The sequence below is a fragment of the Acidaminococcus hominis genome (assembly GCF_022484025.1).
Taxonomy (GTDB): Bacteria; Bacillota; Negativicutes; order Acidaminococcales; family Acidaminococcaceae; genus Acidaminococcus; species Acidaminococcus hominis.
Genome location: NZ_JAKVMG010000001.1, coordinates 882,215 through 901,428, shown reverse-complemented (window position 1 = coordinate 901,428; position 19,214 = coordinate 882,215). Strand labels below are relative to the sequence as shown.

Annotated in this window: 10 protein-coding genes and 1 pseudogene; 8 read left to right on the top strand and 3 right to left on the bottom strand. The window is 45.0% G+C overall.

Features of this window, described 5'->3' with window-relative positions; translation table 11 throughout:
- Positions 1-342: 342 nt before the first annotated feature.
- Positions 343-1,641 carry an IS110 family RNA-guided transposase gene (locus LKE88_RS03755; RefSeq protein ID WP_105325814.1) on the bottom strand — a complete coding sequence of 433 codons (1,299 nt, stop codon included), beginning with the start codon at positions 1,639-1,641 and terminating at the stop codon, positions 343-345.
- 543 nt (positions 1,642-2,184) lie between these two features.
- On the opposite strand from LKE88_RS03755, the gene LKE88_RS03750 reads away from it, so the two are divergent.
- The 8 genes and pseudogenes from LKE88_RS03750 to LKE88_RS03715 all read left to right on the top strand — a co-directional run bounded on the left by LKE88_RS03750 (position 2,185) and on the right by LKE88_RS03715 (position 16,341).
- Positions 2,185-3,198, top strand: a complete 1,014-nt coding sequence (locus LKE88_RS03750) for an L-dopachrome tautomerase-related protein (RefSeq protein WP_105327399.1) — start codon at positions 2,185-2,187, stop codon at positions 3,196-3,198.
- 533 nt (positions 3,199-3,731) lie between these two features.
- Positions 3,732-4,652 (top strand): quinolinate synthase NadA, encoded by a 921-nt coding sequence (gene nadA / locus LKE88_RS03745; RefSeq protein ID WP_276802792.1) that lies wholly within the window; start codon positions 3,732-3,734, stop codon positions 4,650-4,652.
- Positions 4,653-4,655: 3 nt separating this feature from the next.
- Positions 4,656-6,251, top strand: coding sequence for an L-aspartate oxidase (locus LKE88_RS03740; RefSeq protein WP_276802790.1), 1,596 nt, complete (start codon positions 4,656-4,658; stop codon positions 6,249-6,251).
- Positions 6,248-7,087 carry a carboxylating nicotinate-nucleotide diphosphorylase gene (nadC, locus tag LKE88_RS03735; protein WP_276802788.1) on the top strand — a complete coding sequence of 280 codons (840 nt, stop codon included), beginning with the start codon at positions 6,248-6,250 and terminating at the stop codon, positions 7,085-7,087. Before LKE88_RS03740 ends, nadC begins: the two co-directional genes overlap by 4 nt.
- Before the next feature lie 3,055 nt (positions 7,088-10,142).
- The gene (locus LKE88_RS03730; protein ID WP_105327403.1) at positions 10,143-10,595 is read left to right on the top strand and encodes a hypothetical protein; all 453 of its coding nucleotides are present in this window, start codon (positions 10,143-10,145) and stop codon (positions 10,593-10,595) included.
- A gap of 322 nt (positions 10,596-10,917) precedes the next feature.
- Complete coding sequence (hsdR, locus tag LKE88_RS03725; RefSeq protein WP_276802786.1) at positions 10,918-13,281, top strand: EcoAI/FtnUII family type I restriction enzme subunit R; 2,364 nt, start codon at positions 10,918-10,920, stop codon at positions 13,279-13,281.
- A gap of 5 nt (positions 13,282-13,286) precedes the next feature.
- Positions 13,287-14,767: pseudogene (locus LKE88_RS13165) on the top strand (type I restriction-modification system subunit M).
- A gap of 2 nt (positions 14,768-14,769) precedes the next feature.
- Positions 14,770-16,341, top strand: coding sequence for a restriction endonuclease subunit S (locus tag LKE88_RS03715; RefSeq protein WP_276802785.1), 1,572 nt, complete (start codon positions 14,770-14,772; stop codon positions 16,339-16,341).
- Between the two features lie 439 nt (positions 16,342-16,780).
- Here the strand turns inward: LKE88_RS03715 and LKE88_RS03710 are convergent, their stop codons facing one another.
- Positions 16,781-17,584, bottom strand: coding sequence for a tyrosine-type recombinase/integrase (locus tag LKE88_RS03710; protein ID WP_231086142.1), 804 nt, complete (start codon positions 17,582-17,584; stop codon positions 16,781-16,783).
- An 81-nt stretch (positions 17,585-17,665) separates the two neighbouring features.
- A complete protein-coding gene (locus LKE88_RS03705) occupies positions 17,666-19,141 on the bottom strand; it encodes a restriction endonuclease subunit S (RefSeq protein ID WP_231086140.1) in 1,476 nt (491 codons plus the stop codon).
- Positions 19,142-19,214: the final 73 nt, after the last annotated feature.

Genomic DNA, 19,214 nt, shown 5'->3' with positions numbered 1-19,214 from the left:
AGTGATGCAGGAGAGTGGATTCCCGGCACCACATCACTTCAGGTTCGCTGACCGCACCAACCTACGTTGAGCTACCGTCCTTCTTGCACTAGCCCCAAAAGGGGACAGACCTTTCCCCTTGGGGAAAGCGGCACCGTAGGTGCCGATAGGGGCAATATGGTTCCCGCCCGCTTTGCGGGCCCGGCCTCCTCCCATTCCCGTGGATCGCACGAACCATTATAACCTCTCGCCTCTAGCATTCTGGTAATATGTCAAGCATATTTTTTTTAAGATATTCTATGTATTAATCAAAAAAAGGGCGCACTTCACCTGCACCCGATGTTGCTTCAAAAAAAACGGGTGCTATTTGAAATCGTTATTCTGTTCGGCGTTCAACTTTCCGCCGGCGTACAGTTGGTTTTTGACCAGCAAACCAAAAACGAGTCGTACTAATTTACGAGATGCAAGCGCGAGTGCTCTTTTATGCTGATGCTTTGGCACTTCAGCATATTTCTTGGCGTAATACTCTGCGTATTCAGGGATGTATCTTCGGACACTGTTTGCAGCCTCTCCAATATAATTACGGAGATATGTGTTACCCGTTCTGAAAACGGGTGTTTCCTCGGCCACGAAGTCGCCTGAATCGCTCTTGCGCCAAGTAAGTCCAACGTATTTAGCTAGCGAATCAGCTGAGCGAAAAGCGGAAATATCACCAATCTCAGCGAGAATGCCAGCAGCCAAGACTGGTCCAATACCAGGAATGGACCGTAGAATCATGTAGGCGTTAGGATTAACGCCCTTGACCGTCTTTTCTATAGCATGATCAATTGCCTTAATTTCCTTCTTGTAAGACTCAATACAGTTGAACGAACTGGCCAGAGCGATTGTCAGGGGTTCAGCTGCACGCTTATCAAGACGATAGGAATCCTGGGCGGCCTTTTTTAGCAATTTAGAGGTTTCAGCTAAGTTTGTAATGCGATTCCGGCTTTTTTTTGCCAGAAATTGTAGGAGCTCTTCTTCGCTGGCATCCACAATATCCTGTACAGAAAAGAATTCTGTCAAAACGGCAGCTGAAGTGGTCCCAAAAATGTTACTAAAGGGCTGTGATTCCTGATCCAAAATCTCCAGTTCACTAAATTTAAGAAACAGATTGGAAATCATGTAGGTCTTTTCTCTTGTGATGCATTCAGCGAGGTGCAGTCGGTGCCGTGTCAGACGCTTGAGTGCAAGAAACTGACTGCCTCTCCAGGGAGAACTCTTGATTTTGCCAACCCGAGCTAAATCAGAAATGATATATGCGTCCGTTGAATCAGTTTTGGAAAGGCCAATAAAAGTTTTTCGGTAATTCGCTGTGATTTTTGGATTGAGACAATAAACATACGGATGAAAAGGCATGAGAATTTCGCTGGCTGACAGGAAATTGGCAATATGAATACTGTACATGGAGGTGGATTCTAATGCGAAAACGATAGTATTTAGATTTCGATGAGAAAGCATACATTTACAGATAGCATTCGCCAATTTTTCAGCGCCAGGCTGATTATTAGGGAAAGAATCAGAAAGAAGCTTATTCTGTTCAAAGTCCATGGCATAGACAACATTGGATTTTGAACTTACATCAATACCGACGTATAAAGTTGACAAAGTGTTGATCTTAATCATGATATCATCCTCCTTCCCAGATCAGATTTGTGAAGCCTGAGCAAAAGGTTTATCCCAGGCATCATGAAGTAACCGCAACCTCGCGCAATTAGCATTCATCCTGTCAGCCTTTTTGCTGGTGCTAAGGCAGGAGATGCAACTTCTGTGTTAGCGGAGTAATGCTTCATGAGCTGGGCCGCATGCTAAAGGGAGCAGACACAGACGAACTGGCTGCAAGGGGAGATAGCAGTGCCTCCGGACATCAGACTCTACTGATATCGTACCATGGGAAAACCTTTTGTTACAGAGCTTCAGATTGTATAGACGGGAAACCGGAAGAGGAAAATTCTCCGAATGGTTCTTACCGCTATACGCACAAAAAATATGTATGTGAGCTGTTTTTAATAACTCACATACATATCATACGAGGGGAGAGGAAAGCATCACTACCTTTGCATAAGGTAGTGATGCAGGAGAGTGGATTCCCGGCACCACATCACTTCAGGTTCGCTGACCGCACCAACAGGCATCCTCCCCAAACCTTACTTAGAAAGGACAATCCCCATGCACAAAAAATCACTTCCTGCCCTAATCCTGGCCGGCCTCCTCCTAACCACCACTGCCTTTGCTGCCCGGCTGACCCAAATCGCCAGCTCGGACAAACAGTGGACCGGCGTCGCAGTGTCCCAATCCGGGCGGATCTTCGTCAATTACCCCACCTGGAACGACTACCCTCGGGACTACCGGGTCGCCGAACTGGTGGACGGCAAACTCCAGGCTTATCCCAGCCCTGAAGCCAACCGGGACTTCGTCTGCGTCCAAAGCGTCATAGCCGATGGCGAGAACCACCTGTGGATCCTGGACCCGGCCAAACTCCGGGACAAACCCGTAGCCAAAACCGGCGCCCGGCTGTATGAAGTGGACCTGTCCACCAACCGGATTACCCGGATCTTTGTCTTTCCAGAAACTGTGGCCCGGCCCGGCAGCTACCTGAACGACGTCCGCTTGGACCTGAACCGCAAGGTGGCCTATCTCACAGACTCCGGGGAAGGGGGTATTGTGGTCCTGGACCTGTCCACTGGGGACGCCTGGCGGGCCCTGACCGATATACCCCAGGTCAAAGCCAACCTCCAGCAGATAGACTTTGTTTCCACCGGCCCCGATACCCATGTGAGCCAAAGCGATGGTCTGGAACTCTCCGCTGACGGCAATACCCTGTATTTCACCGCCCTGGGCGGGGACAAACTCTACGCCGTACCCACCGCCGTGCTGAGAAACCGAAAACTCACCGTACCCCAGCGCCAGCGCTCCATCCAGGTGGAGAACCCCCAGAACGTCCCCACCGACGGCCTGATACTAGACGGCCATACCCTGTATATGGCCGACCTGCCCAAAGAAACCCTGTGGACCTATGACCTGAAAAAACACCAGGGCAAAGACCTAGACCTGGGCCAGCCCCTCCGCTGGGCCGATAGCTTCGCCAAAGGCCCAGACGGCACCCTGTACTTCACCACCTCCCAAATCAACTACCCCAAGAACCAGCGCACCAAATATGGCCTGTATAAACTGGAACCCTAAAAGAAGAACAAAAGGCATTCCCCCTGAAGTCAATGGGGGAGTGCCTTTTGTTCTGTCCAGCAGACCCTTCGAACAATTGCGGCCGCAGGCCGCAGAAGGAGCACTTCCCGTCACTACCATAGGAGAGTGCTCAGCTTCTAAAGGGAATTTGCAATAAAAATACACTTTATTCTTCTTCACTGTACGCACGTTGTGTTTAGAAGAATGTACTTTAAGAAACGTAGTAATACATTTTTGCTGACCGAATTTAAGCATTTGCGGCCCCCGGCCGCCTGCCTTCCCCTTAACAGTGCGCTGCTTGGCGTGCACTGTTAAGGGGAAGGAAAGCTCCGCCCCTAATTGCAAAGCGGAGCAAGGATGGGGTTCCCAGCCGTGATGCCCGGAGGGATCAACTTGCACACGACAACTGCATATCACCTTCTCCTTGCATAAATCCATGAAAAAAGCTACAATAGGGACAATGTATTACCAACAGATTGACAACTGTCTTGACAGTAAATCAGCCCCGCGCTGAACCCTAAGGAGATTCAATCATGGAAGATATTTTTGATGCCATTGCCCGTCTCAAAAAAGAACGCAACACCATTATTCTGGCCCACGTGTACCAGCCGGAAGAAATCCAGGAAGTAGCCGATTTCTGCGGGGATTCCTTTGCCCTGGCCCAGCAGGCCGCCAAAACCGACGCCGACGTCATCGTGTTCTGCGGCGTCCGCTTCATGGCCGAAACCGCCAATATCCTGTCCCCGGACAAAATCACCCTGCTGCCCAATATGGAAGCTGGCTGCCGGATGTTTGACGATACTCTGGACGCCAAGGTCCGGGCCGTGCTCCAGGAGCACCCGGAATACACCGTGGTGTCCTATGTAAATACCCCGGCCTCGGTGAAGGCGCTGAGCACTATCTGCTGCACCTCCTCCAACGCCGTAGCCGTGGTGGATTCCCTGCCTAAGGACGCCGAAATCCTCTTTGTCCCCGACCAGAACCTGGGCTCCTTTACCGCCGCCAAAACCCAGCACAAGATCCACGGCTGGGCCAGCTGCTGCCCCACCCATGCAGCGCTAACCGTCGAAGAACTCCAGGCCGCCAAAGCCGAGCATCCCGGCGCCAAGGTCCTGATGCACCCGGAATGCCGGCCGGAAGTCCGTGCCCTGGCCGACTACGTAGGCAGCACCATGGGCATTATCCACTACGCAGAGGACAGCACGGACCAGGAATTCATCATTGCCACCGAATGCGGCGTCTTCGCTCCCCTGGAGCAGCGCTGCCCCGGCAAGAAGTTCTATCCCGCCGGTCGACTGATGCTGTGCCCCAATATGAAAATGATTACCCTGGATATGGTGAAGCAGTCCCTGGAAACCCTGGAACCCCGGATGGTGGTCCCCGAGGATATCCGGAACAAAGCCCGCCAGTCCCTGGAACGAATGCTGGCCATTTCCGGCGGAAAAAAGGCCTGAGCCATGGAATATTGGACCGCGTTTGATACGGAGCAGTTGACTCCCGTGGAAACCCAGGTGCTGGTCATCGGCTCCGGCGCCGCCGGGCTCACCACCGCCCTGGACTGCGCCCGGGCCGGAAAGCAGGTGCTGGTGGTGGTCCGGGATACCTTGGAGGACTGCAACACCGCCAAAGCCCAGGGCGGCATTGCTGCCGTTATGGGGGAGGGGGACTCCACCGCCCTGCATCTGGAAGATACCCTCATTGCCGGTGCCGGCCTTACCGACGAAGCCATGGCCAAAATCCTGGTGGAGGAGGGGCCGGCGTCCGTCCGGGACCTGATCCAGGACGGCGCCCTGTTTGACCGGACTGCCGACGGCACCCTGGCCCTGGGCCGGGAAGGTTGCCACAGCCGGAACCGGATTGTTCATGCCAACGGAGACAGCACCGGCGCCGAAGTAGCCCGGGCCCTCCGGGCCGCAGCCGCCAAGGAACCCAATATTACCGTTCTGGAGCACTGCTACGTTGCGGACCTTCTGGTGGAGGAGGGCACCTGCTATGGCGCCATAGCTCTCTACCAGGGCGGCCCCCTGTACCTGCGGGCCGCTGCCACCGTCCTGGCCACCGGCGGCCTGGGCCGCCTGTTTGCCTACACCACCAACCCCCACGGCGCCCTGGGTGCCGGCGCTGCCCTGGCCTACCGGGCGGGAGCCGAGCTCATGGATATGGAATTTGTCCAGTTCCATCCCACCGCCCTGGCCAAACTAGGCTGTCCCAGCTTCCTGGTATCGGAAGCCGTCCGGGGCGCCGGTGGCAAATTGTACAATACCCAGGGCGAACGCTTCATGCCCAAGCACCACCCCATGGCCGAGCTGGCCCCCCGGGACGTGGTGGCCCGGGCCATCGCCTGGGAAATGAAAAAATGCCAGAGCGACCACGTACTCCTGGACACCACCGGCATTGACCACTTTGCGGACAAGTTCCCCATGATTACCCGGACCCTGCGCTCCTATGGCGTGGACCCCGTAAAGGAGCAGATTCCCATTGCCCCGGCAGCCCACTACATGATGGGCGGCGTGCGCACCGATGCCCAGGGCCGGACCAATATCGCCCGCCTGTACGCCTGCGGGGAAGCCGCCTGCACCGGAGTCCAGGGCGCCAACCGTCTGGCCAGCAACTCCCTTTTGGAAGGCCTGGTGTTCGGCCACCGGACCGCAGAAGCCCTGGAAGGGGAAAGCGGCGTGGACTGCACAGCTAGGCACTGGGCCAGCCACCTGGTACCCGTGACCCAAAGCGAAAGCGAACTCCAGCAGCTCCAGGAAACCCTCCGCCAGCTGCTGAGCCGGCAGTTGGGCATTGCCCGGGACCGGGAAGGCATGGCTGAAGCCCTGCGGCAGCTGAAAGCCTGGGCCGCCCTCTTTGCCGGCACCGCCTGCACCACCGTTACCCAGCTGGACCTGCGCTGCCAGCTGCTGGTGTCCCAGCTGATCACCCAAGCCGCCCTTGCCCGGGAAGAAAGCCGGGGCGCCCATTACCGGACGGATTACCCCCTGTCCCGGGTGGGGTGGCAGCATCACAGCATTGAAAAACTACAGAAATCCCAGGAGGCTAACCTATGAACCCCTTACTGTTGGACCAGGACCTGAAAGCCTGGCTGGAAGAAGATATTGGTTTTGGCGATATTACCACAGAAGCCATCGTACCGCCGGACGCCGTGGCCACCGGCCTCATTCATACTAAAGAAGCTGGCCTTGTGTGCGGCCTGCCCCTGGCCCAGCGGGTCTTTGCCCTGCTGGACCCCACCCTGACCTTTGTGCCCATGGTGACGGAAGGCACCGCCGCAGGAGACCGGACTGTACTGTCTAAAGTTTCCGGCAGCGCCCGTTCCTTGCTTACCGGCGAGCGCCTGGCCCTGAACCTGCTCCAGCACCTGTCTGGCATAGCCACCTATACCCATAAACTGGCCCAACTGGCCGCCCCCTACGGTGCCGTAGTGGTGGATACCCGGAAAACCACCCCGGGCCTGCGCCAGCTGGAAAAATACGCCGTCCGGGTGGGCGGCGGCCGGAACCACCGCCAGGGTCTGTTTGACGCCGTCCTGATTAAAGACAACCACATTCAGGTAGCCGGCGGCATAACCCAGGCCTTGGAATTGGCCAAAAAGCACACCAGCCATATGACCAAAATCGAAATCGAAGTAGAAACGTTAGAAGGCGCCAGAGAAGCCCTCCAGGCCGGCGCCGACGTCATCATGCTGGACAACATGGCCCCCGAGCAAATGAAAGCCTGCGTCAAAGAACTCAAAGGCAAAGTGATTATAGAAGCCTCCGGCGGCATCAATGAGAACACCCTGGCCCAAGTGGCCGCCACCGGCGTAGACGTCATCTCCGTCGGCGCCCTGACCCATTCTGTTAAGGCATTGGATATCAGCATGGATATTGGGAAAATAAAATAAGGCAATGAAAAACGCTCTGGAAAACCCCAGAGCGTTTTTCATTGCATCAGCACCAAACCGATAGCTTGCAGACCGCACGACCAAAAAACGGTACAGAGTTTTCTACAGCTAAAATTTGCCTACGGGCAAATTTTCTGTAGTTGAGCTACCGTCCTTCTTGCACTAGCCCCAAATGGGGACAGACGTTTCCCTTCCAGGGGAAATGCCGCAAAGCGGCATTGGGGAAAAACTTCCTTCGTCAGCCTACGGCTGACACCTACCACAACGCTTTGCGGTCACATCCAAATATCCATATACTTCTTATAAAGGATATTTGGAATATGTGACCTATGTGATAGCAGCCCAAGAAGCAAGCCCAAAATGGGCGTAGCTGATTGGCTAGCTGTGAACCACTGTGGTAGGCTTCCAAGCCATCAATGGTCAAGTAAAATCTAAAATATAGTGCTGGTATGAAGATGACCAGTAGCTTCCTAGAATGCTTCCTGCAAACGTTGCGGCCGCATCCAAACATCCCACAAGTATACCCATGGATGTTTGGTCAATAAGGCCCATGCGATAGCTGCCCAGGAATTAAGCCTGCAAGGCGAAAATGACTGGCTAGCAGCGAACCGCTCAGGAAGTGTCGTCGCAGACGACGATAGAAGTTCATCAAAGCTTTTTTTTGCGGCGCTAGCGCCGCATCTGCCTTCTCCTTACCTGTTCGCTATGCGAACAGGAGAAGGGGAAGGAACGTTCCGCCCCTAGTGCTAAAGCGGAACAAGGATGGGGTTCGAAACTGGAATGTCTGCACTACACCCGTTGAGAACATTGACCAAAAATCCGGTATAGAGTTTTCTACAGCAAAAATTTGCCCGTGGGCAAATTTTCTGTAGTTGAGCTACCTAACGGTCCACACTAGCCCCAGCGGGGAAAGATGTTTCCCACTCGGGGGAGTCGTATCCATTTCTCAAGGCCTTGGCAGTAGAGAAATGGAATATACGACCCCTGCGACAGCCGTCCAGGAAGTGAGCTCAAAGAGCGAAGCTGACTGGTGAACGGCGAACCGCTAAATGCCGCAAAGCGGCAATAGGGGAATGCGTGCCGAGCCATATTCTCTTAAAATATAAATATATTGATATTTATCATTTTTTATTGTTTGCCTCTCGATTTATGGCAACCAACTGACAACCAACTGACAACCAACTGACAACCAAGTGGCAACCATTTGACAACCAAGTGGCAACCCAATATAAGTTAAGTCAAGTTAAGCTAAGTTAAGTCAAGTCAAAGCTTTAAAACCTAGTTGGGCGATGGATCGTGGTACTACACTACTAGTTACAGAGTGATAGTTCTTGATAGGTGATTGTAAACCTACCTAGGCGATGATAACTTACTAGGGGGTGACAACACGTTCTGTGGATAACTCGATTTTGTAACAGGATGCTGCCAATGGGGTAAGGGTCATTTCTTGAATGGCTCAAAAATCGTTTTTAACGGTTTGCATACCTGCCATGCATAGTCGGATATGCATTTTATATAAAATGTCGCTCAGAGGCCAAATTTGGACGTAATAGGGCTATTTGTATTTTGGGGATATACCCCGCTTATTTGCCTGAATAGGTGTATTCGGGTAAAAACGGCCTGTTTTGGGTATCGGTTTACCAGTGCTTCTGCTGCTGCAGTAAAGGCCTCTGCCGCAGTCTGCGGCCGCTTCACCAGGGCTTTTTACCTGGGCTAAGGGAAAATATCCCCTGGGAAAAACAAAAGCTTCACAGGAGAAATAAACCGCCGCAGAACGGGCTTTGCTCTTGAAACAGGCCCTGAAACCCAGGGAGAAAATACCCTAAGCCAGCCCGGACCGTGTATAGCAGACTTGGCCAAAAAACGACCCGGCAGGATCCAAAATTCACTCAGTGAACATTTGTAAGCGAAAGTCTGAAAATTATGTAAATATATGCGCTCAAAAGCAAAAACGAAGTTTTTAAGAAAAGAACTCAGCAAGTAAATAATATAAATATATTGAGAAAATAAGTAATACGTGGAAAATACAGCTGATAGAGATCCGCTTACCCATTACAAAAAGCGGGGCCGGGGAGTGAGAACTTTAAAAGAAAATTCTTTCCCGCCAGCGTATCGCTCTTACTGGGCACTAGCCCAGGCGGGGACAGGCTTTCCCTTTGGGGGAAATGCCGCAACGCGGCAATAGGGGATAATAGCAGTAAATCCCAGTATTTAGCGGCCGTAGGCCACCTGCCTTCCCCTTACCAGTGCAGTGCTTGGCATGCACTGGAGAAGGGGAAGGTGCCGGCGAACTCGCCGGCGGATGGAGTTCAAACCCAAGTTGTCCGCACAATACCCGTTGAGAACATCGACCAAAAATCCGGTACAGAGTTTTCTGTAGTTCAGCTACCGTCCTTCTTGCACTAGCCCCAGCGGGGACTAACCTTTTCCTTCCGCTAAATGCCGCAAAGTGGCAATAGGGGGAAAAAGCAGCTGCCTCAAAACCATTGTTCACCACTCACAGCCCTATCGTTTACCAAAAGTTCTTACCTTCTTATCTTTCAAAAAAGCAAGGTAAGAACCGGAAGCCCGCACCAGTCCTTGCTCTCCGGGATTTTTCTTACCTTCTTACCTTTTCCCGTACAGCCCTATATATATTATATAATTAACGGGAGACGGGTATTTTATTTTTTTATTTCTCTCTTTATATATCTATATGTAGGTAAGAAAGGTAAGAAGGTAAGAACGGAGGCCGCAAACCCAGTAGCCATGCGGGTTCCGGGATTTCATTTTTTCTTACCTTGTTCTTACCTTTTTTTGCAAGGTAAGAACTTTTTAGGGTGCAGGAGCGCACAGCGCCGCGAACCACTGCGGGGATACCCGGCACCAGCACCAGGAAGTCTGCCGACCGCACTATTATTCAAACCACAAGGGAGTTTTTTTGTACAAGGTTTATGCTACAATAAAACTGCAATCGGAAAGCTGATAAAAATACAATTGGGGGTACGGGTTTTTACTTACGTTTTAACTTTAGTATGGGAAGAAATTTAGGATTGATGAAAATGGAGGTATGACAATGAGCTACACACTAAAAGAGATGGTAGATTTTGGCACGGTGATGACCACAGAGTATTTTTATTTGAATATGGCTCAAGGCCCGGACTTTTACAAGTTTAAACTGCCGGTTGATCAGGCAAAGCCCTTTGTGGAACTGATTGATAAGGCCGAGAAACTTTTGGCACCTGCTTTTAAGGAAATTGATCCAGAGTCCTATGAAATAACACAAGGCTGCTATGAACCAGATACCAAAGAAGAAGGCTATGTGGAATTTTGTGCATTTATTCTTGGCCCGGTATGGATTAATGGCAAAGAGTATGATGAAAGCGGAGCCATCAATACAATGGATGAAATAGAAGCGGACACGGTTCAAGTAAAATGCAGTTTGGTTTGTGGTGATGAAGTGTTTGATACCAATGGCCTGCTGTTGGAGCTGAAAGCTGTTGATTTTGATAATGGCCAAAAGAAGTAGTTTTTGTGCGTGGCGGTGATACTGAAAACTTCGTAGCTTTTGGCCGCAGGAAAATGTTGATGGACGTCAGTGATAAAAAGTATAAGCCCAGACACCGGATTCGTGGGGGATTCGGTTTCTGGGCTTTTATTTTGTTGGGAGGAATTTTGCTCATTTTGAATTCATGATATAATACTTATATACATGCTAGAGCAAGAAGAATGGTTCCGGCAATGAACGGAAAAACTTAGAAGCGATGGTTTGGCTTAATGTGGAAGCCTAAAGTCCTGCAAAAAAATTAAATATTTGTATATGGGGAAGTACTGATAAAAGGGGGATAGTTATGGGAACTATACTAAATAAAAAGCAGATGACAGAAGAAGATATAAAACTGCAATACATTACCCCGGCCATTGTATCGAAGTGGGACATCAAAAAAGTTACGATGGAAACCCAGATTACAGATGGCAAAGTAAATATTAAGGGGAATATCACTTGCCGTGAAAAGCCTAAAAGAGCAGATTACATTTTGTATCTGAATACAAATAATCCGATTGCGATAGTGGAGGCAAAAGATAATAAACATACTATTTCTCATGGATTGCAGCAAGCCATAACTTATGCGCAAATGCTTGACCTTCCATTTGCTTATTCTTCTAATGGTGATGGATTTGTGGAACATGATTTTTTAACAGGTAAAGAGCGGCAATTTAGTCTTGAAAATTTTCCCACGGAAAAGGAATTGATTGAGAGATATTGTAACGAAGCAAACGATGGAGCAGGCTTAAACACCTCCGAAGAAACCATAATAGAACAGCCATATTATTCTGGACAAAATACGTATGCCCCTAGATATTACCAACGTATTGCTGTAAACAGAACACTGGATGCAATTGCCAAAGGTCAAAATAGAATCCTTTTGGTTATGGCGACCGGAACAGGTAAAACGTATACTGCGTTCCAGATTGTTTACCGTTTGCTGAAAAGTGGATTGAAAAAGAAAATCCTCTATTTGGCTGATAGGAATATTTTAGTTGATCAATCCATTCAACAAGACTTTTCTCCATTGGAAAAGGTAATACATAAAGTCAACTATGCAAAAGATGATCCTAGTACTATCTCTTCTTATGAAGTTTATTTTTCCCTGTATCATCAACTGGCTGGAGATGACAAAGACGAAGAAACTGATGATGGGGATGCTGTTTCTAAATTAAGCTCCTTGTTTGACAACGATTTTTTCGATTTGATTATTGTAGATGAGTGCCATAGAGGAAGTGCTAAAAAAGATAGCAATTGGAGAAAAATACTCGATTATTTTGCGTCAGCTACGCAAATTGGTATGACCGCCACACCAAAAGAAACCAAGTACGTTTCCAATATAGATTATTTTGGAGAACCTGTTTATAAGTATAGCTTGCGGGAAGGCATTGAAGATGGTTTCCTTGCGCCCTTTAAGGTCATTAATATTACAACTGACATTAGTGAGGGCTGGAGACCAAAAAAAGGCCAGCGGGATATATATGGTAACGAAATCGAAGATAGAATTTATACTAACAGCGATTTTGACTATTCCATTATTCTTGAGGACCGCATTCAACAGGTGGCTGCTGAAATCACCAAGTACCTTAAAAGTACGGACCGGATGGCCAAAACCATCGTGTTCTGTGCTACGGAAGATGCTGCTGAACGTATGAGAATGGCTCTTTCCAATCTCAATGCAGATATGGTGAAGCAGAACCCGGATTATGTGGTACGTATTACCGGAAGTGATGCTTACGGGAAAAGCAAACTAAGTTATTTTATTTCTGTAGGTTCTAAATATCCAGTTATTGCAACAACGTCTAAACTGCTTTCTACTGGCGCAGACTGTAAAATGACTAAACTCATTGTTTTGGATGAGATGATTGGTTCTATGACAGAATTCAAACAAATTATTGGTCGTGGAACAAGACTGCGTGAAAAAGATGGCAAGATGAGTTTTGTGGTTATGGATTTCCGTGGTGTAACCCGGTTATTTGCTGACCCTGACTGGGATGGTCCGATATACATTGATCCTGGTTATAATCCCAATAGTAATGGAGTTGGGGGAGACCAGCCAGGAGGTGGCCCACCGCCTCCGCCCAAAGAAATGACTCCTTATGTAAATACAGAAGGATGTCCGGTTCAGGTTATTCGAGAAACTGTCTCCATTTATGATGCGGGAGGTAAGCTGCTTCGTCAGGAAAATATCATTGATTATACGAAAGAAAATATTCAAGGAGAGTATGCCTCCTTGGAAAATTTTATTCGGAATTGGTCGGCTGAAGATAAAAAAGAAAAGATAAAAGATTTATTACTGGAACGTGGGATTGACTTAGACACGCTTAAAAAAGCCCAACATATGGAAGATGTAGATGATTTTGATTTTATTTGTCATGTGGCTTTTAAAAAAAAACCGCTTACAAGAAAAGAGCGGGCAAATAATGTCAAAAAGCGTGATTTTCTGAGTAAATACAACGGTGTTGCACGAGAAGTTCTGGAAGCCCTTCTCGATAAATATATGAATACTGGTATATACGAAATTGAAAAGACTGAAGTACTGAAACTAGATCCTTTTCAAAAATTGGGTAAACCGTCTAAGATAGCATCTTATTTTGGTGGCAAAGAGGGTTACCGTAAAGCAATTCAGGATTTGGAATATTTACTATACACAGATGAGGCGGTATAAGATTTATGAGTAATGTATCCAGTTTTGTAAAAAGAGTACGTGACATTATGAGAAACGATGCAGGCATTAATGGTGATGCTCAGCGCATTGAACAGATAGCCTGGATGCTCTTTCTAAAAGTATATGATACTAAAGAACAGGATTGGGAATTTGACGATGAGAACTATGAGTCTATTATTCCAGAGGAATGCAGATGGAGTAATTGGGCCCATGATGAGTCAGGCAAAGGATTGACTGGGGACAAGCTGCTGGATTTTGTGAATAATTCTTTATTTCCCACTCTGAAAGCATTGCCAGTCGATGCTAATACTCCTATTAAGAAAGCTATAGTACAAACTACTTTTTCTGATGCTAATCAATACATGAAAGATGGTGTACTGCTGCGGCAAGTAATTAATGTAATTGATGAACTGCAATTGGATGACTATAAGGAAAGCCATGCATTTGGTGAAATTTACGAGAATATTTTAAAAGAATTGCAAAGTGCTGGTTCGGCAGGTGAATTTTATACTCCACGTGCGGTAACCGATTTTATGGCGCAGATGATTCATCCAAAAATTGGGGAACATATGGCGGATTTTGCCTGTGGTACAGGTGGTTTTATTACCAGTTGGCTGAAAGAATTAAAAAAAGAAGTTAAAACGACCGATGATGAAGAAGCTTATAGCAACTCCATTTACGGTATTGAGAAAAAAAGTTTCCTTATATGTTGTGTATTACCAATATGCTTTTACATGACTTGGATGTTCCTAGAGTGTTCCATGACAACTCCTTATTAAGAGATGTTTTGGATTATACGGAGAAAGACCAATTTGATGTAATCCTGATGAATCCCCCGTATGGTGGTTCTGAAAAGAATGAAGTGAAAAATCATTTCCCGGCAGATTTGGCCAGCAGCGAGACAGCAGATTTATTTATGTCGGTTATTATGTATCGGCTAAAGAAAGGCGGAAGAGCTGCTGTTATTCTGCCGGATGGATTCTTATTTGGTACTGATAATGCCAAAATAGCTATCAAAAAGAAACTAGTTTCTGAATTTAATCTACATACGATAATCCGGATGCCTGGCAGTGTTTTTGCTCCATATACTTCAATAACCACAAATATTTTATTTTTTGATAATACTGGGGCTACTGAAAGAACTTGGTTCTATCGGTTGGATATGCCAGAAGGCTACAAGCATTTTAGCAAGACAAAGCCCATGAAATTGGAGCATTTTGCACCAGCGGTGGAGTGGTGGAATAATCGCCAAGAATTGACAGAAGAAGGGTTTGATAAAGCAAAATGTTATACGGCTGAGGAGTTAGCAGACAGGAATTATAACATTGATCTCTGTGGATACCCTCATGAAGAAGAAGAAATATTGCCTCCCAAAGAATTGATTCAACAATATCTAGAAAAGAGAAATAGTTTGAATGCAGATATTGACCGAACCCTGAAACAGATTACTGATATTCTGGGTATTGATTTGACAGAGGAGGGCTGATTGTGACCGGAGACCAACTAAGAAATTCTATTTTGCAAATGGCAGTGCAAGGAAAATTAGTTCCCCAAGATCCTAACGATGAACCTGCTTCTGTGCTTTTAGACCATATTTATGCAGAAAAAGAAAAACTCATAAAAGAAGGAAAAATAAAGAAGGAAAAAAATCCTTCTCGCATTTTCCGTGGTGCTGATAATTTGCCTTATGAGAAGATTGGCAAGAACGAACCTGTATGTATTGCTGAAGAAATACCGTTTGAAATCCCGGATAGCTGGGAGTGGGTAAGATTAGGTAATGTCTTTCAACATAACACAGGAAAAGCACTTAATTCAACAAATCGAACTGGACATTTGCTTAAATATATTACTACATCTAATTTATACTGGAATCGTTTTGAATTAGATAATCTAAAGTCTATGTACTTTACTGATTCTGAAATCGAAAAGTGTACGGTTCAAAAAGGTGATTTACTAGTTTGTGAAGGTGGAGATTTTGGAAGATCTGCTATATGGCCATATGAAACTAAAATTTGTATTCAAAACCACATTCATAAGCTTAGGGCTTATTTTCCAATACAAAAAAAATATTATTATTTCTTATTTTATTTGTATAAAAAAACTAATAGAATAGGCGGAAAAGGTATTGGTATACAAGGTCTTTCTTCGAATGCACTACATTCCCTTTTATTCCCACTACCGCCCTTAGCTGAACAGGAAAGAATAGTTAATCGGATTGAAGAAATAACGCCTTATACAGATAATTTCTTTACTTTATCAGAAAGATTAAATAACCTAGATGCACTATTTCCAGAGCTGCTTAAAAAGTCTGTTCTTCAAGAGGCTATAAAAGGTGCTCTTGTTCCTCAAAATACTACTGATGAGCCTGCTTCTATCCTGATAGAGCGCATTCGTAACGAGAAGCAGAAACTGATAAAAAAAGGTGAGCTAAAAAAAGAGAAACATGAATCCGTGATTATCAGAAGGGATAATTCCTATTATGAAATGTCGAATAAGATAGAACACGGTATTGATGAAGAATTACCATTTGAAATTCCTGAAACATGGGCGTGGGCACGGTTACGTGATATTTGTTTTGATTTACGCTACGGAACTTCTAATAAGTCCAGCCTTACAGGTGATATTATTGTTCTTCGCATGGGGAATATTCAAAATGGTGAGATTGACTATTCAGATTTAGTATTTAGTTCAAACCAAAAAGACAATGAAAAGTATAGGTTAGAGCCTATGGATATTCTTTTCAATCGTACAAATAGTCGAGAGCATGTAGGAAAGACAGGAATCTATCGGGGAGAATATCCTGCAATTTTTGCAGGATATCTTGTACAAATAAAGCCAATTCATATTAATCCAGAGTACTTGAATATTGTAATGAATTCTGAATATGAGAGGAATTACTGCAAAGATGTAAAGTATGATGGCATTAATCAATCGAATGTAAACGCAACAAAGATAGGGCATTTCTTGATTCCGGTTCCCCCTATCAATGAGCAAAAACGCATTGTGGAGAGCATAAATAGAATCCTTCCTGTTATGGCTGCATTTAAAGAAAAAATGTGAATTTAAACACAGGGAGCACTGTTACCGTAGGAGACTATACATCTTCTTTTGAAAGATGGTAGTTTGGATGGAAAAATTAGGTGTGTTTTCCAATTGAACAAGTGCTGTAAGCAAGATAACGTGGATAAAACTGGATAACTGCAAGAACCCCATAAGCCTGAATCAGCGAAGATAAATTTTCTTCTTGGTTCTATTAATTGGTGTGGTGAGAAATATAATGATTTTATAGAAGAATAGATGTTTAGGATTTAGCAAAACAGTAGCCATATCTATTAATACCAAAATTGTTTAGAATGGAGTCGGTTATTATATACCGTCTATAAGGTTTGCAATATTTAAAAGAAAATCCAAAACGTGCTAGATACGCTTAGTGTCGACTTATTACATAAAATTTGAGTATAGATTGAATATTTATTAACGTGTGATATCTGCTCTATGCTTACCAATCAATTACATCATCAACGATTGTACGTTGTTCTGTTGCTGTTTTCCTTAAATAAATCCTTGTCGTTTCAATGCTTTCGTGGCCCATTAAATCAGCTAAAAACGCAATATCATTGCAGCGGCTCAGGAAATTTTTAGCAAATAGATGTCTAAAAGAATGGGGATAAACAACGACTGGTTCTAAATTATAATGAATTGCGAGCTTTTTTAACTGTCCTGAAATACCTCTGGTAGTCATTCTGTTACCAAACCGATTTAAAAAGATAAAGCCACTTTTTTGTTTCTTTGCTTTAAGCCAGGCAAGAGCTTCTGATTGCAATGTTCTTGGTATATAAATTCGCCTTAATTTTCCTCCCTTGGAATACAGATCCAGATGGCCTAATTCAATATGTTCCACTTTAATTTTTATTAATTCACTCACTCGGGCTCCGGTGGCAGCCATAAAGCGAATGACAAAATACCAAAGCATATTTTTATCACGCTTTAGGGATTCTTTAAAATACGTGTAATCAGCATTGCTGATTACATTTTCAAGGAAGGTTTTTTGTTGAATTTTAATTGAAGATAATGCCCACGAATTTTTCCCGAGATATTCCAAGTAGCAATTGATAGCTCTGATGCGGAGATTAACAGTTTTTGGTTTATATTGTTCGATTAGCCAAGCTTTGTGTTCCTTTATGTTTTTCTTTGTAACTGACTCATGTCGTTTGTAATATTGTTTTACAGCGAACAAATATGATGTTACAGTATTTTCAGCAAGGTTGCTTTCTTTCAAATGTCTTTCAAATTGTAGAATCATAGTGAAAGACCTCCTTTCACTATGATTCTACCTAAAGATGAATATAATTTTCCAATGTATAATTCAATTCCATATTACAATTTAGAAACGATTAAATTTGATTATACAATCACCCATTTTCTTTACTATCCTCTTTTGTTCTAAATAAGGTGGAACTGGAACTAAATACTTGGACATAAAATTCTTTCCAATGCGCTGCTGCCCCGCAGTTCCAGTAAATTCTTTAGTTCCAGATTGAATAAAGTAACAGGATTTAAAAATAAGTAAAAAAAATGGCATATAAAGAAGGTTTGTACAATCCCTTAATACGTGGAGTTCTGTAGTACCAGCACCATACCCACTAGGTAAATTATGTACTATTGCCGATTTTCTATTTTGAAAACAAGGAGAAATTTTGGCGATAATTATATCGTTATCCGCAAAATGTGTAAATCCACTTTTAACATCTTTCCACAGTTTTTCTTCATACTCAAAAGAATTAGTAAATCCAGCTTTGATATGCGACATTGGCATAAAACCAACAATTGTTTCATCTGGGATGTTATTACGAGGATTTATTTGAAATAACGATTCTATTCGTGCCCAAGACCATGAATAAGGAATTTCAAATGGTATTTCTTCATCAATACAGCGTTCTTTCTTATTCGAGATTTCATAATAGGAATTATCCCGTCTAAAAATGAAAGATTCATGCTTATCACATTTAATTTTTTTCTGCTTAACAAGCTCACACTTTTCTTTGTGAATGCGCTCTAAAAGGATAGATGCAGGCTCATCAGCAGGGTTTTGTGGAACAAGTTTGCCACTTATTGCTTGTTGTAGTATGGATTTTCTTAATTGAACAGGAAATTCTTCTTGTACTTCTATCAGTTTTTCGTGAATCGAATTATATTTATTTACGATGACCAATAATGAGGCTAATCTAGAAATTATTCTATTTTGCTCATTTAGTGGGGGTAATGGTACAAGATAGGATTTGATTGTCTTGGTAGAAAGTTCCTTCTGTTTAGTAGAACCATCGGACTGTTTTTCAATTACATTTTGCACTGTGGGATTAGCAAAATAATAATATAGATATTCAGCTTTTACATACGTTTTTAATGGCCGAATCACGGTTACATGACTATCTGCTACAGCCAATTCATATGGATTAGCTTCGGTTTTATATATTGCCATTCTGCCTAACGTTCCGAGACCGGTAGAATTCCACATTAAATCATAATCTTGTAATATTCGTTCCGGACCATATGTACTAATAGATTCCGGGTCAATAAATTGTGCTTTCTCAATGGAGAAACCACTCCACTGGTTACATTTTTGAGCAATTACTGGGTACTTTTTAATTGGAGAATATTTTGGCGACCTTCCTCTTTGAATATATTCGCATATTTCATTTAATCTTACCCACTCCCAGCTATCCGGGATTTCAAACGGTATTTCTTCAGCAATACATACAGGTTCGTTCTTGCCAATCTTCTCATAAGGCAAATTATCGGAACTGACAAAATTGTTTAACCCGGAATAGTTAGTTCTGGCGCACGGACCTTTTTGGGCCATGCTTCCGGATTTTTTAGGCCGTCTTATCGGTTCAAGTAGCCCAGGTGAAATTTAATGAATTTGATGGAATCGG

Coding starts and splice junctions, on each gene's coding strand:
- LKE88_RS03710 (WP_231086142.1), bottom strand. CDS start 17,584: ATGATTCTACAATTTGAAAGACATTTGAAAGAAAGCAACCTTGCTGAA.
- LKE88_RS03750 (WP_105327399.1), top strand. CDS start 2,185: ATGCACAAAAAATCACTTCCTGCCCTAATCCTGGCCGGCCTCCTCCTA.
- hsdR (WP_276802786.1), top strand. CDS start 10,918: ATGGGAACTATACTAAATAAAAAGCAGATGACAGAAGAAGATATAAAA.
- LKE88_RS03740 (WP_276802790.1), top strand. CDS start 4,656: ATGGAATATTGGACCGCGTTTGATACGGAGCAGTTGACTCCCGTGGAA.
- nadA (WP_276802792.1), top strand. CDS start 3,732: ATGGAAGATATTTTTGATGCCATTGCCCGTCTCAAAAAAGAACGCAAC.
- nadC (WP_276802788.1), top strand. CDS start 6,248: ATGAACCCCTTACTGTTGGACCAGGACCTGAAAGCCTGGCTGGAAGAA.
- LKE88_RS03755 (WP_105325814.1), bottom strand. CDS start 1,641: ATGATTAAGATCAACACTTTGTCAACTTTATACGTCGGTATTGATGTA.
- LKE88_RS03705 (WP_231086140.1), bottom strand. CDS start 19,141: ATGGCCCAAAAAGGTCCGTGCGCCAGAACTAACTATTCCGGGTTAAAC.
- LKE88_RS03730 (WP_105327403.1), top strand. CDS start 10,143: ATGAGCTACACACTAAAAGAGATGGTAGATTTTGGCACGGTGATGACC.